This window comes from Gilliamella sp. Nev6-6 (genome assembly GCF_001690605.1).
Taxonomy (GTDB): domain Bacteria; phylum Pseudomonadota; class Gammaproteobacteria; order Enterobacterales; family Orbaceae; genus Gilliamella; species Gilliamella apicola_C.
Window position 1 is genome coordinate 65,906 of the sequence record NZ_LZHP01000068.1, and the last position, 15,188, is coordinate 81,093.

General features: G+C 34.9%; 11 protein-coding genes. 7 read left to right on the plus strand and 4 right to left on the minus strand.

Translation table 11 applies throughout. The features are described from left to right. Positions 1-13: 13 nt before the first annotated feature. A complete protein-coding gene (locus A9G42_RS08305; RefSeq protein WP_065653166.1) occupies positions 14-1,183 on the minus strand; it encodes a restriction endonuclease subunit S in 1,170 nt (389 codons plus the stop codon). After that, the gene (locus tag A9G42_RS08310) at positions 1,180-3,759 is read right to left on the minus strand and encodes a type I restriction-modification system subunit M (protein WP_065653167.1); all 2,580 of its coding nucleotides are present in this window, start codon (positions 3,757-3,759) and stop codon (positions 1,180-1,182) included. The genes A9G42_RS08305 and A9G42_RS08310 overlap by 4 nt, the downstream gene beginning before the upstream one ends. A 331-nt stretch (positions 3,760-4,090) precedes the next feature. On the opposite strand from A9G42_RS08310, the gene A9G42_RS08315 reads away from it, so the two are divergent. Further along, positions 4,091-4,597, plus strand: a complete 507-nt coding sequence (locus A9G42_RS08315; RefSeq protein WP_065583187.1) for an NADAR family protein — start codon at positions 4,091-4,093, stop codon at positions 4,595-4,597. Between the two features lie 396 nt (positions 4,598-4,993). On the opposite strand, the gene A9G42_RS08320 is transcribed toward A9G42_RS08315, so the two are convergent. After that, positions 4,994-5,629 (minus strand): NAD(P)-dependent oxidoreductase, encoded by a 636-nt coding sequence (locus A9G42_RS08320; RefSeq protein WP_065589063.1) that lies wholly within the window; start codon positions 5,627-5,629, stop codon positions 4,994-4,996. 185 nt (positions 5,630-5,814) lie between these two features. On the opposite strand from A9G42_RS08320, the gene A9G42_RS08325 reads away from it, so the two are divergent. After that, positions 5,815-6,144, plus strand: a complete 330-nt coding sequence (locus tag A9G42_RS08325) for a winged helix-turn-helix transcriptional regulator (protein WP_065583189.1) — start codon at positions 5,815-5,817, stop codon at positions 6,142-6,144. A 29-nt stretch (positions 6,145-6,173) separates the two neighbouring features. Here the strand turns inward: A9G42_RS08325 and A9G42_RS08330 are convergent, their stop codons facing one another. Next, on the minus strand, positions 6,174-6,701 hold the full coding sequence (locus A9G42_RS08330) for a hypothetical protein (protein ID WP_065653168.1): 528 nt from the start codon (positions 6,699-6,701) through the stop codon (positions 6,174-6,176). 466 nt (positions 6,702-7,167) lie between these two features. Here A9G42_RS08330 and A9G42_RS08335 point away from each other — a divergent pair, with 466 nt between their 5' ends. The 5 genes from A9G42_RS08335 to treC all read left to right on the plus strand — a co-directional run bounded on the left by A9G42_RS08335 (position 7,168) and on the right by treC (position 15,153). Continuing rightward, entirely contained in the window at positions 7,168-9,315 is a 2,148-nt protein-coding gene (locus tag A9G42_RS08335; RefSeq protein WP_065653169.1) for an AAA family ATPase, read from the plus strand. Next, positions 9,315-10,427, plus strand: coding sequence for a 5-methylcytosine restriction system specificity protein McrC (locus A9G42_RS08340; RefSeq protein WP_065653170.1), 1,113 nt, complete (start codon positions 9,315-9,317; stop codon positions 10,425-10,427). Before A9G42_RS08335 ends, A9G42_RS08340 begins: the two co-directional genes overlap by 1 nt. Positions 10,428-10,836: 409 nt before the next feature. Then, positions 10,837-11,799 carry a trehalose operon repressor TreR gene (gene treR / locus A9G42_RS08345; protein WP_065653171.1) on the plus strand — a complete coding sequence of 321 codons (963 nt, stop codon included), beginning with the start codon at positions 10,837-10,839 and terminating at the stop codon, positions 11,797-11,799. A 178-nt stretch (positions 11,800-11,977) separates the two neighbouring features. Next, positions 11,978-13,405, plus strand: a complete 1,428-nt coding sequence (gene treB / locus A9G42_RS08350; RefSeq protein WP_065653172.1) for a PTS trehalose transporter subunit IIBC — start codon at positions 11,978-11,980, stop codon at positions 13,403-13,405. Between the two features lie 74 nt (positions 13,406-13,479). Next, a complete protein-coding gene (gene treC / locus A9G42_RS08355; RefSeq protein ID WP_065653173.1) occupies positions 13,480-15,153 on the plus strand; it encodes an alpha,alpha-phosphotrehalase in 1,674 nt (557 codons plus the stop codon). The last annotated feature ends 35 nt before the right edge of the window (positions 15,154-15,188 follow it).

Consider the following 15,188-nt stretch of genomic DNA (forward strand, 5'->3'; position numbering starts at 1 on the left):
TCCTTAACTCCTTTTATACAAACATTTCGTTTAAATAAGCTTGTTTGATGTGTTTTAATTTATCTAATTTTTTTTGTTCTAGGGCGATTTTATCATCGAGTAATTTAAAGAAATTACCGATTTTGGTTTGTTCTTGTTGATTAGGCACTTTAAGGCTAATATTCATCATCGTATCAGAATTGAGTTTAGCTCTACTGCCACCAACTAAATAGGGTTCAATATTTATATTTTTAAAGGCATTCATTAAAAATTTATTATCACAAATACCTATTTTACCTTGTAGTACATGTGCATGGTTATTGACCCAAATTTTACCTTTTACATACTGAACAGGATAATTTTTAAAATCATTTGCTCCGTCTTCTGCAATTAGTATGTATTCTCCGTCATGGGTAAATCCTTGGACATAGTCTTGAATACCATTTGCACCATAATACGGCGTTAATCCAATTTTTCGATTTGAAGCTGTAATTGGGATACGAAAGTTATCATACCTATTTGCCAAATCATTTATATCTTTAATATGCCAAGCATTAATAAAGCTATTAAACCGCAATCTAGGCTTTAATTCCCCCTCATTCGGAAACATTTCCCTTAGATAAGCTGATTTTAGGGTTTTGGCTTTTTCTAATTTTTTTTGTTGAGTATTAATAAGGTTATCAAGTTTTTTAAAAAATTCGCCTATTTGGGTTTGTTCTTTAGCTGATGGAAGAATAATTTCAGTTAATAAAATATTTTTATTATATAATCTTTTAATCGTACTACCTTCAATTCCTTGCCAATTTACTATTTTGTAGAACTGTTTTAAAAAACTATTAATTAGTCTTTCATCATGATTAAGCCATACTATATTTGAATCCTGAAAATATTCATCCTTACCTTCATATTCTATGGTTTTTCCAATACTTCCAGATGCTGAAATAAGAATATCCCCTATTTTAGGATAGGGATAGATTGCTTTATATTTTTCAAAAATTTCACGAGAGATAAAAGCATCAGGTTCTCCGCCGAAAGTCCCTATCTTGTAAAAAGGAATTTCACCTGAATTTGTTGTCTGTTCCTTAAAAATACGGCGATTCATTGCAACGCAGCCCAATTGACCTAGTTCGTATCTTTGCCATTCACTAGCCCCTTCAAACTCCCTAAACCGCCGCCTAGGAATTAATTTCTTACTTTGACTCATTGCGTTACCACCAGATCTTGCATCATTGCTTGTAACTCGGCTTCGAGTTGTTCGATCTCTTTATCAATCGAAGTTAAGGTGTCTTGATAACGTTCGTTTAACATTTGCAGGGTTTTTAATTCGGCTTTAATCGGTTTTTCGATTAATTCGCTCAGTAATGCAATGGTATTACCAAACCATTTTTTAGACATTAGTGTGTCAATTTCTTGATCCGTTAAGCTCAAAATCCGTTCTTGTACCGCTTCTTTTAATGCCAATTCGTCCGCTTTAATTTGTTTACTTAATGTCGATTTTTGGCTGATTAATTTATCGACTTTTTTAAGTGTTAAATATGCTTCAGCATCTTTTGGTGTCTCTTTTAACTCTTGTTTGAGTTTTTTATTATCAAATGTATCAAGCGGTTCGTCATCATCATTCTTTTTCAATGATTCATACAGTGCATCGTACTCAGGGCTGTCTTCGACTTTGGCTGCTTCCATAAGATCCGTAAGTTCGCTTTCTAGCGTTTGGATTTGCTGTTTATTGTGGTCGATATTAGCTAATTCATCGGCATATAATTCCGTAGCGATTAATTCGCTTGGAATCAGACTGCTGATAAAGCCGTCTTGCTCAGACCGTTTTTTAGCACCGCTACCTTTGTTGACCATATTCGGTACTCGGTTACGTGCTGCGGTATAAAAATCAGTGGCGGCAATAATTTCAGCGTCATGGAGTAATGTATTTTGCCAAATTTCGGCAATAATCTGATAGCCGTCATAGATATCAAGATGATTAAAGCTTGCTAGTAAGATTTTTATGTCGTTTAACATTACTTCCATCAGCGGGTGAATCTGTTCAGGATCATTAATTGCAATGATTTGTGACCAATAGCGGTCAATATAAGCTTGCGTTTGCTTCGCTAATTGCTCAGATTGTTGTAGAACACGTACATCATTTAAGATTTTAGCGCTTAATTGACTAATCTCTTCTTTTAAAATGAAATATTTCGGACGAACAGGCTCTAATGCCGACTGTAATAGATCGGGGGTGGTGGCACGGATAACAGTTAGTTGCTCAATATTGTGCTGTGGTATACCACCTAATAAATGACCTTCAACGTCGTGAGCAATATCATCATCAATGGCATCAATATAGCGGGGGATATTGAGGTTGTATTCATTGGCGATAATCTCTTGGCGAGTGGCTAAATGGCTATAGCCAGCTTGCTCTTGACGTGATACATAAGTATCAACAATTTTGGCGATGTCTTTTTCTTGCAAGACATTTTGCTTACCGACTTTGATAAAGGTATTTGAGGCATCAATGATTAATACGGGATCGCTGAGCTGTCGATTCTTCTTCAACACTAAAACCACAACGGGGATGCCAGTATTGGTAAACAGGTTGCTTGGTAAGCCGATTACGGTATCAATGTAATTCTTTTCTAATAATCGTTTGCGGATTTCTCCTTCAGCTGCACCACGGAATAAGATTCCATGGGGTAATACAATTGCCATGGTACCGCTTTGTCCTAAATGGAATAGTCCATGTAATAAAAAGGCAAAATCACCTTTTGAATCAGGCGGCAATACGCCAGCTATTTCAAAACGGGGATCGCTCACTTTTAGCCCTGCACGATTCCAGTTTTTTACCGAATATGGGGGATTCATTACCACCGCATCAAATTGGACGCCCTCGCTAGGACGTTCAGGATCTTCAGGCCAATCATGGGCTAAAGTATCGCCATTTCTGATAGTCATTTTATTGGGTTTAACTTCATGCAGTAATAAATTCATCCGCACTAGATTATAGGTGGCGGTATTTTTTTCTTGACCGTAATAGGTTAAGCTTTGTTGTGCTTGTTTAGTTAAATGTTTTTTAACTGTTAGCAGTAATGAACCAGATCCAACCGTCGGGTCATAAATCGAACGGATATTTGGTGTTTTGGCGGCGATTTGTGCCATCACTTCACTTACTTGGCGAGGCGTATAGAATTCCCCCGCTTTTTTACCCGATTCCATGGCAAATTGCCCAATCAGGTATTCATAAGCATCGCCTAATACATCGCCTTTTTGCAAAGTGACCATATCAAGATCGGCAAATAATAAGATTAAGGCTTTAATATTTTTACTGCGTTCATGTAAATTACTACCAAGAGCGGTATCGGTTAAATCTAAGGTTGAATTAGAAAATAGATTTTTAAAGTCATCGGCATCTTTGCTATTGGCAATTGAACGTTCAAAGTGATTTAAACTGTCGATCACTTTTTGCACTTCAAAATTGCCTTTATTAATATCCGCGATCCAAGTTTGATAAAGATGCTCGGGTAAAACATAATAACCCAACGTACGTTGTAACATGCTTTCTAATTGAGGACCACGTTCAGCCATACCATTGTAATAATTGGTGATAAGCTCGGACTCGGTGATCTCATCTCGGGTTGTCATCGATTTAAATGCAGCTAATGTTTTATCGCTTAAAAATTTATAAAACATTAAACCTAACATATAATCTTTATAACGGCTGGCATCCATCGAACCACGCAGCTCATTGGCGCCATCCCATAATCGACTTTTAATCTCTTCAGATGTAATCACAACGTATTAACCTCGTTTGCTAATGTTATCTTGGTATAAAAACAGGGTTATTTTTAATGGTTTTATAACCAACCTAGTTTGCGCTGTATTTTAGCGATAATTAGCGCAAAATCCTAGCTAAATCAGTCAAAGTCAATATCGCTGTAAAATAGGGAAGAAAAGATATTATGCTGAGGGTATCTGGAAGCTTGTTATTTGATAGAATGTATTTAAATTGGAAATTATGTGATAACCCAATACAATATGTATTACTTTTATCAATGGTTAGGTTTTATTTGTATGTTAATGAATTTTTAGCTTGATTATTCTAAACAAGGAGCGATTTCAAAAGATGAAACAAGTTGGAAAAAAGAAAATGATTTTCTTTTTTAGTCCTGACAATTACTTATCTCAATGGTACCCTTGCCATTTTGTCATTGATAATATTACATTTACTAGTGCAGAGCAGTGGATGATGTATGCTAAAGCATTGTTATTTCAAGATGTAGAAAGCGCCAATACCATTTTATCTATCACTTCCTCGAAAATGCAAAAGCAGATCGGGCAAGCTGTGCGTAATTTTGATGAAACGATATGGGATAACAATAAGAAAAAAATTGTTTTTAAAGGTAATTATGCAAAGTTTTCTCAAAATGCGGAGCTTAAAAAATCGTTATTATCAACCAAAGATAAAGTTTTAGCAGAAGCCAGCCCTTATGATAAAGTTTGGGGAATTGGTTTAAGCATGGATGATGAAATGCGATTTAATATGGCCAAATGGCGAGGAAAAAACTTATTAGGTGAAGTTTTGATGGCAGTGCGCAAGGCATTAAAAGAACAATCTAAATTAAGTTATTAAATAAGGCGGACTTACATTTTTAGGTATATTTTCTCCAATAAGTAGATTTGTATACTCAAATACCATATTACCTGAAGCCTTATCGACAATAATTTACTGCTTTTCACTAAAGTCTAAACAAAATTATTCTCGCTTGGTAGGGCAATTTACCGTAGGCAACACTTTACGAGAGTATCGATAAAATGACCCAAAGGGATCCTCTCGCTCCCTTTGGGTTATGGCTCTGGGTTAATGTGTTTCACTAAACGCTAAAAACGTTTAAAACGAGGTACAATGCTAAACAATAAATAAAAGTGTAAAGGGTTTAAAAATTTTTTCTGAATTATTCTACTAGCTATTGTTTAACATAAACCTCTATAACTACTCAAAAAACTTAATCGCGCTATTTTAGTGTGATTATTCAGTAACAATGGTAAAGCGTTGCTTAATATGTTTAGCGTTTTCTGCTTCATCAATCATTGCAATGGCGTAATCGGCATAGCTAATTTGGCTCCGACCTTTATTATTGAATAACACTTGCTCACCGCCAGCTTTATAGTGGCCTGTTCTTGCTCCATCCGCAATAAACTCAATAGCAGGGCTTAAATAAGTCCATTGCACATCATCACATTTTCTAAGTTCATCAAGCGCATTAGCCATATTAGTCGCTAATGGTTTAAATTGATCAGGAAATTCAGGTGTATCGACTAAACGAATAGTATTTTCTGGATTAACGTATAAGCTTCCTGCACCACCTACAACTAATAATCGATTAGGTCTATTTTTTAAAATATCAGTAAGGTGTTTTAAGCTGGTTTGATGTAATGGCAATGATTCTGGTGTCCATGTGGCAAAAGCATCGACAATCACATCAAAAGGCTTTAAATCTTCATAAGTCAGATCAAACAGATCTTTAACCAATACTTTTGCTTTTGGATCGACGTGAGAAGTTGGCTTACGTACAATCGCCGTGACATCATGCCCACGTGAAAGCGCTTCTTTAACAATTAATGAGCCTGATTTACCGCTTGCACCGATTACAGCAATTTTCATTGTATACTCCTTTCGTATTGTTTAAATTAATATTTTTTAAATTTAATAAATATCTTTTCGAAAAAATTAGTTACTAAATAAGTATTTTTAGATTAGTATTCAACGTTTCTATTGTAAAGTAGGTACTAATTAGTAAGATAGTTACCAAAATAATATTATTATTGAATTTAAAGGATTTATTATTTATGTCACTTAATGAAAAGTTACCACCTTGTCCTGTTGAAACCACATTAATGTTAATGGGTGACAAATGGAAAATATTAATTGTGCGTGATTTACTTACGGGAACCAAGCGCTTTGGTGAACTAAAAAAATCACTGACCGGCATTTCACAAAAAGTTTTAACTCAGCATTTGCGCGCTATGGAAAAAAGTGGGCTATTAACCCGTAAAGTGTATGCCGAGGTTCCACCAAGGGTTGAATATACGTTAACTGAGGTTGGACAAAGTCTAAAACAGGTGCATGATGCCATGTTAGCGTGGGGAAAGGCTTACAAATTAAAAGCGGATGAGTAACTTTTTACCCATCCTTAAATTAATCATGATTAGCCGTCAAATTCTTCACAGCCAAAATAAAACTCATCTGATTTAACATTTTTGTCACGGCCGATAAGAATGATACTAGGAAAAGGATTTTCTTCCGTGACTGGGGCTGTATATTGATAATATTGACCTATATCACCCCAAGACATTGCTTCTTTTAAATCGGCAGGGATTGGGGTTGCTGCCATTGATTTGGCAAATGTATCTATATCACCTTTAGCAATCGCATAAAAGTATGAACCACTATCGCCTTGATATTTAATCTGTGACACAGTGGTATTCATTATTTCCAGCGGTTTAGCAAAGTGATACTCTAAATTAATCAGTCCATCTTCTTCTAAATTTTTTACGGTAATGTTTTGCTCGCTGAGTTGTTTAACCACTTTTGCATCACGACCATTAATTGGATCAACCTTGCATAATAAAGCCGCTTTAAATTGTGACTCAATGGTATTATTTGTTTCGGTCGCTAATGCATATGTTGAAAAGCCGAAAATAAGCAGTGAACTGCATAAAAATCTGTATGACACCTTTATATTTTCCTTTTAAAATCATCATTTCAATTATTTCGTATTATTGCAAAAAATAATTTTATCGAATAGCGCTTATCAAAATTTAGTTAAATAAAGTCATTTTAATTGCAATGGTAAAATGGTGGACATGATATTACATCCTATATCAGTTATGTGATTGACAATGTATTAGGATGCATAATTTTATAGCCTAATTTAACCAATTTCTTTTTGCCTAGCAACAAGATCATTTTATGTAAAAAAATTCAATCTGATATGCATGCACAACACTTTTAAGTCATTAATAGATTTATTCAAAACCATCTACTTTTTTATTATTTAACTATTTGATTATGTATTGTAAAAACATAAATAACTTTATAACAATAGTCAGCAAAAAATTATCAACATTCTATTTTTGGTTAACAATAAATTAGTTTAAAATATACATAAAAATAAATAACATAATCAGAAAGGAAAGCAATTGGACGGGACAAAAACATATTGGTTTTTAGGTGCTAACTATACTGGAAATAAAGATCAAACCGATCGCTTCATTAATTCTGGCATTTGGGAAAATGGTTACGATAAGAAATATTTAGATGACGTGCGCTCAATTGCTGTTGGTGATCAAATTGCCATCAAATCAGCTTATACCCAAAAACATAATTTACCCTTTGATAATAATGGTCAGTTTGTTTCTGTTATGGAAATTAAAGCGATTGGCATTGTAACGAAAAATCATGGTGATGGAAAGTTGTTAGAAGTTGATTGGCAACAAACTAATTTGAACAAAAAGTGGTATTTTTACACTAACCGAACGGTTATTTGGAAGATTAGAGCGAATAACTGGCGGAATAAACAATTAATTAATTTTGCATTTTATGATCAGCCACAAGATATTGATGCTTTTCGCAATGCTCCATATTGGAAATCTCGTTATGGTGACAACAACGATAATAATAAACCACTCTTAGAATGGATACCTTTTTATGAGGAAATTGCTGATAAGTTGTTAAGTTACCAAGATAAAAATAAAAGACTTAAACTGATGACTTTTATTAATCAGCTAGCTTTAGAGTTTAGACTATCCCATTTAATAGGTAAAGATTTGCACGATATTTGCCCTTTTACTGCACTGGGAACATTCAATAGAGGAATTGCCGAAGAAACCAGAAAAAACATTGCTCAAAAATGGGCTGAATTTCTTGATGTTAAGGAACCGGTACCGAATTCTTGGGAAGGAATACCATTATTAAATAATCAAATCTCTTGGTTTTTTACCGATTCAGAAAATCAACAGCAAGAAATAGATAATCTTTGGGATCTTTATTCTGTCGCTTTAAATTTTTCTAATATTGATAACAATTATCAAGAGGATTTTAAGCAAAAATTTGATTTGGCTATGGCACAACCTTACTGCTCTTGGCAACTAACCAATGGTTTATTTTGGATTCGTCCTAATGCGTATTTAGTGTTAGATAAAGCAACAAAAAGTTACTTAAGTCAGTATGTAGAAATTTTCAAAAATAAAAACTTAAGAAAAAGCGATTTCAGCGGTAATGATTATCTGAGATTGCTTGATGATTTAACTGTGAGGTTTGCTGATGAGAATTTTCCTGTTCACTCTTATCCTGAACTTTATTTAATTGCATTGCGTAACAATGAAAATGCGATCTTAGATACTGATTATAAAGCTCAAGATCATTTGAATAACCAAGATATGACTGAATCCGTAATCAAAAAACAATCTTATACCGAAGAACATCTAATCAATGAAGGTTGTTTTGTTGATAAACAACAGTTGCAAGCCATATTAAATAGCTTAAGGTTTAAAAAAAATATTATTTTACAAGGTCCACCAGGGACAGGTAAAACATGGTTAGCCAAGCGTTTAGCGAATATTATTGTTGGTTATAAAGATTCAAAGAATATCAAAGCTATTCAGTTTCATCCTAATATGTCTTACGAGGATTTTATCCGCGGCTATCGACCAACCAGTGATGGAAAATTAGCGCTGATTGATGGACCTTTTTTAGAGATAATTAATCAAGCAAGGAGAGATTCTCAATCAAATTATGTGATTGTGATTGAAGAAATTAATCGTGGCAATCCAGCACAAATTTTTGGTGAAATGTTAACGCTACTTGAAGCTGATAAACGAAATCCAAATGAGGCATTAGAATTAACATACCAACACCAAAATGAAAAAGGCGTATTTATTCCCGCCAATCTTTATGTTATCGGCACTATGAATATTGCCGATCGTTCGTTAGCGATGCTCGATTTTGCTTTACGTCGTCGTTTTGCCTTTTACCATTTAAGTCCTCATTTTGGCGAAAATTGGCTCAACTATATGCAAGAAAAACACGCCTTTTCACCGCAACAATTACGAGATATAAAGCACCGTATAGAGGCATTAAATCAATATATTAGTAATGATAGTTCACTCGGCAAGGCATTTACCATTGGACATAGCTATTTTACTTGTCCTAACCAAGAAATGGCTGCGCAAGATTGGTTTGAACATATTGTTCGTTCAGAAATCGAGCCTCTATTAGAAGAGTATTGGTTTGGCGAGCCTGAAAAATTTAGCGATGCGATGAATATATTATTAGGTAATGCACAATAATGACCACAATAAATAATCATCCGCTATTAACCAATACGACCGTTGCCAAAATACCAATTAGAAACATATGGCTACTTTTGCTCTATGCTTCTGATTATTATAAAACTGTAGGGCAAAAGCAGAGAATAGAACTAGAAAATAACCCAGACGAATTAATAACGCTCGCTGCCAAACTATATTGTCAGGCAGCAAATAAATGGTTAATACATCATCTTGCCACAGATTATCAGCTCACAACAAAAGCGCTTAATCGTGTCAGAGGAAAAATAGAGGTTTTAACTACTCAGCGTAAGCAATTATTGGCAAAAGGTAAAATTCAATGTCGATATGATGATTTAACGATTGATACCCCTAAAAATCGCTATATTCATGCTGCGGCTCATCTATTAGTAAAACAATTGAAAGATGCGAGCTTAATTGAACAATGTAGAAAAATCATTCATCAATTTACTGCGTTGAAGATTGGTCAAACAACGCATTATTGCTATGAAAAGGAGCGTTTTAACCATGCAAATTTTAAAGATAATACTTTAATCTCTTTAGCAAAACTGATTTTTAGCTTGTCAATTCCCACTCAATTCCAAGGATTACATACCATTGAACAACTAAAAAAAACCGATCATTGGTTACGTGAATTATTTGAAAAAGCGATAGTTGGCTTTTATCGTGTAAATTTAGATCCTCGGCAATGGACTATTTATGCGGGTAAAAAATTAAATTGGCAATATAGCAATGCGACTGATAATATCACCACCTATTTGCCAACTATGAAAACCGATTTAATTCTTGAAAATCGCGGTCATACACAACGTTTAATTATTGATACTAAATGTACTTCAATTCTAAAAGAAACACGATTTAGATCTAACTCGTTTAGTAGTCATCACCTTTATCAATTGTATGCTTATTTAAGAAGTCAGGAAAAAGATAGTGATCCTTTATCCGTTTGCGCCTCTGGCATGTTGCTATACCCAACTGTCGGTGCGACGGTGAATGAAAATATGACTATTCAAGGACATAAATTATCCTTTTGTACTATTGATTTAACCCAAGATAATACAAAAATCAAAGAGAGCTTATTGGCATTATTAAATGATTTTTTACCTTACTAGCTTAAATTGGATGCTGTGATAATTTTTGCTAAAAAACCAAACAGTCAAAATGGAAAACCTAAATATCATATTGAAACAGGGTTTAATCTGAAAGTTCATTTCTGAAAGCTTATTGATAATAATTTCAAGATATTGTGAAAGGAAACAACTTGAAATCTAACAGTACTACAGGCAGCATCCACCTTATTACTGCTTGATTTCACTTAAAAACGCCAAATAAAAACTTCAATAAAATCAATGGTTTTCCTGAACGATTTTTATATAGAAATGCAATGAAATTTTTCATCTTTTTTGTTTTAGTCATTAATTGTATCGCTAGTTTATCAAGTTGATATCAACAATCTAAAATCGCTATTTTTTCTAAAATAGATTAGTATGATTTTATTGATTTTTGTTGGCTAAATTTATTATGGGCATATCTTCAAACAATTTGACGATTAAAGATATTGCAAAGCTTTGTGGGGTAAGCAAATCGACGGTGTCACGGGTGATCAATCATGACCCAATGGTTAAAGCCAGTACACGCTCCAAGGTAATGGCAATGATTGAACAGCATCAATTTACGCCGTCAAAATCAGCTCGAGCCATGCGTGGTTATGGCAATAAGGTCATTGGTATTATTGTGACCCGTCTTGATTCATGGTCAGAAAATCAAGCTGTTCGCAGCATGTTGCCTATTTTTTATCAGCATGGTTATGATCCTATTATTATGGAGAGTCAATTTAGTGCTGCTAAAGTTAAAGAGCATTTATCCATGCTAAAAGACAAGCAAGCTGATGGTGTGGTTATTTTTGCTTTTACTGGGCTTGAACATTCATTATTACCCTTCTGGCAAAATAAAAGTGTGGTGATTGCCAGAAAGTTTCCTGCTCATACTTGTATTTGTTATGATGATATAGGAGCAGTAAACACGCTACTTACCTATTTATATCATTCACAAAAACATCAAAAAATTGGATATCTTGGTATTGATCAACAAGACCAGACCACTGGCGCTCGGCGTTACCAAGCTTATCTGAAATTTTGTCAGCAATATCAACTGATCCCAAATGCGGCCTTAGGTCAATTAAGTTATCGCTCAGGCTATGAGCTCGCCATACCGGTATTAGCACAAAACCCATCGGCAATTGTTTGTGCAACAGATAGCATCGCATTAGGATTAAATAAATACTTACACGAAAAACAGTTTGAACATATTGTGGTTGGGAGTATTGGCACTAGTGAGCTACTGAGTTTTCTTTTCCCTAAGACTTGTGCAGTTGAACTCGGTTTTGATAAAGCCGGTAGTTATGCGGCTCAAGAGTTACTGAATATGTTACAAAATCAATTTGAGCTGAAAAGTATCACCATTCCTTGCTATTTAATAAGTTAACCCGTAGTTATTTTTATTTAATTTGTGCTTATTTTGCTCTAATTTGTGATATCAATCACAAAAAAGGGAACGTTCCCATTTATTAATTATTCAATTCCATCTATGCTTAATCTATATTCAAAATAGCCAGATTATTAGTGAAATAAAAAGGCTAATTCTAATTTAAAGGAGACCTTTTATGGCTAAAAATACCCAATTAACTAGCCAATCGATAATGCAATTGATCGAGTTGATTGGTGGGAAAGAAAATATTGCCAGTGTTACCCATTGTCTAACAAGATTGAGGTTTGCCTTAGTTGATCCTAAGCTAGCTGATGTCCAAGCTATAGAAGAACTGCCTTTTGTGAAAGGTTGTTTTAATAATGCTGGGCAATTTCAAGTTATCATTGGTACCAATGTTGATAGTTATTACAAAGTATTGATCCAGCAATTAAATTTAGATGAAGCAAGCAAAGAGCAAACTAAAGTTGCAGCTAAAAAGAATATGTCTTTTTTTGAAAGGTTTATTTCTAACTTAGCGGAAATTTTTGTGCCATTATTACCAGCTTTAATCGCTGGTGGTTTATTACTTGGATTACGTAATATTATTGGCGAAATGCCAACTATTGATGGTAAGCCGCTTATACAAACCTATCATTGGCTGGCTCCAATTTACAGTATACTTTGGTTACCTTGCGAAGCGATTTTCCACTTTTTACCAGTTGCCATTTGTTGGTCTACTGTGAAAAAGATGGGAGGATCGCCAATTTTAGGTATTGTTTTAGGTATCACTTTGGTTTCACCACAATTGATGAATGCTTATGATCTTGGCAGTAAAATACCTGATGTTTGGGATTTTGGTTGGTTTAGTATCGAAAAAGTCGGCTATCAAGCGCAGGTGATTCCATCTATTTTTGCTGGTTTAGCGTTGGGTTGGATCGAAACACGATTACGCAAAATTGTACCTGATTACTTGAATCTAGTGATTGTGCCGATTGTTGCGCTTCTTGTTTCTGTGTTTTTAGCCCATTTTATTTTAGGTCCATTTGGTCGCATGTTAGGTAATGGTATTGCTTATATTGTTAAATACTTAATGACAGGTGATTATGCCTTTATTGGTTCGGCTATTTTTGGCTTTATTTATTCACCACTGGTGATTACAGGTATTCATCACACCACGCTTGCTATTGACATGCAGATGACCAATAGTATGGGTGGAACACCAATTTGGCCCATTATTGCTTTATCTAACATAGCTCAAGCTTCAGCCGTGGTTGGTATTATTTTAGCCAGTAAAAAACAAAATGAACGTGAAGTCTCTGTGCCTGCGGCGATATCAGCTTATTTAGGCGTGACTGAGCCTGCCATGTATGGCATTAATTTGCGTTATAAGTTCCCGATGTTATGCGCCATGATTGGCTCGGCGTTAGCCGGATTAATTTGTGGGTTAGCTGGCGTGTTGTCTAATGGCATTGGTGTTGGCGGCTTACCCGGCATATTGACTATCAAACCGATATATTGGTCAATTTATGCCGTTGCTATGTTGGTAGCAATTGTCGTTCCGATTGTTTTAACCTCGTTAGTTTATAAAATAAAACAGAAGCAAGGCACGTTAAATATCCGCTAACTTATTGATGTCACTTTTTATCGTTGTATTAACTAAACGATAAGTGATTAACTGATTAACAAAAAGAGTGCACAATGAACAAAATTACAATTCCTTGGTGGCAAAATGGGACTATCTATCAAATTTATGTAAAAAGTTTTCAAGCTAGTGGCACAAATTCAACTGGAGACTTACAAGGTATTATTAAGCGATTAGATTACTTAAAAAACCTTGGAATTAGTGCCATTTGGTTAACGCCAATCTATCCGTCGCCGCAAATTGATAACGGTTATGATGTTTCGGATTATTACGATATTGATCCAAGCTATGGCACAATGGATGATTTTGAGCTACTCATTGCACAAGCTCATCAACGAGATATCCGAATTATGATGGATATGGTGTTTAATCATACTTCAACCCAGCATCCTTGGTTTAAAGCAGCTTTAGATAAAAATAGCCCTTACCGCTCCTTTTACATATGGAAAGATGCCTCTCCAAATGGAGCAGAGCCAAATAATTGGTTATCAAAATTTGGCGGTAAAGCGTGGCAATGGCATCAACCATCGGAGCAATACTATTTACACTTATTTGCTAAAGAACAAGCCGATCTCAACTGGGAAAACCCAACCGTTCGTGATGAAATCAAGAAAGTGTGTCAATTTTGGGCGAATAAAGGGGTCGATGCGCTTAGGCTTGATGTGGTTAATTTAGTATCTAAACAACAGAATTTTCCTAATGATGAAAATGGTGATGGAAGACGATTTTATACCGATGGCCCACGTATTCATGAATTTTTACAGGATCTGAGTGCTAATGTGTTTCAACCCTATCAGTTGAAAACGGTTGGCGAAATGTCATCAACCACACTAGAAAACTGCCGAAAATATGCCGCATTAGATGGTAAAGAATTGACTATGACCTTTAATTTTCATCATCTAAAAGTCGATTATCCTAATGGCTATAAGTGGTGTTTAGCTAAACCTGATTTAATTGAGCTTAAAAAAATTATCGGTTATTGGCAAACGGGCATGCATAATCAAGCATGGAATGCCATTTTTTGGTGTAATCACGATCAGCCACGCATTGTATCGCGACTTGGCAACGAAAACCAATATCATACACAATCGGCCAAAATGCTAGCCATGTTGCTGTATGGTTTACAAGGAACACCTTATCTTTATCAAGGTGAAGAAATTGGTATGACTAACCCTCATTTTACGGATATTACTCAATATCGCGATGTTGAAAGCCTGAATATCTATCAAGAAAAACTCGCGCAAGGCATGACAAAGCAGGAAATCTTAGCCATTTTAGCCAGCAAATCCAGAGACAATAGTCGAACCCCAATGCAATGGGATAACTCAGTTAATGCTGGATTTACGCAAGGTGAACCATGGATTGAGGTTGCCGATAATTATCCACAAATTAATGTTAACACTGCACTCAATAATCCCGATTCAGTGTTTTATTGTTATCAAACTTTAATTGCGCTCCGTAAGCAGCATCCGATTTTTATTTTAGGTGACTATCACGATTTTACCCCAAATATTGCCGATTATTGGGTTTATGTACGTAGTTACTATCAGCAACAACTATTGGTAATAATTAATCTTACTGATAAAAAAATCAATTACGCATTACCAACACAATTACAACATCTAAACTGGAGTCAATTATTAAGTAATTATCCAGATAGCCCGTTCTTAGGTTCGCAAATAACATTAAGGCCTTATGAAGCAATGTATTGGCTACAACAAAATAATTAAGCAAGCAATATGGGCAATCAAAGATAGATTGCCTA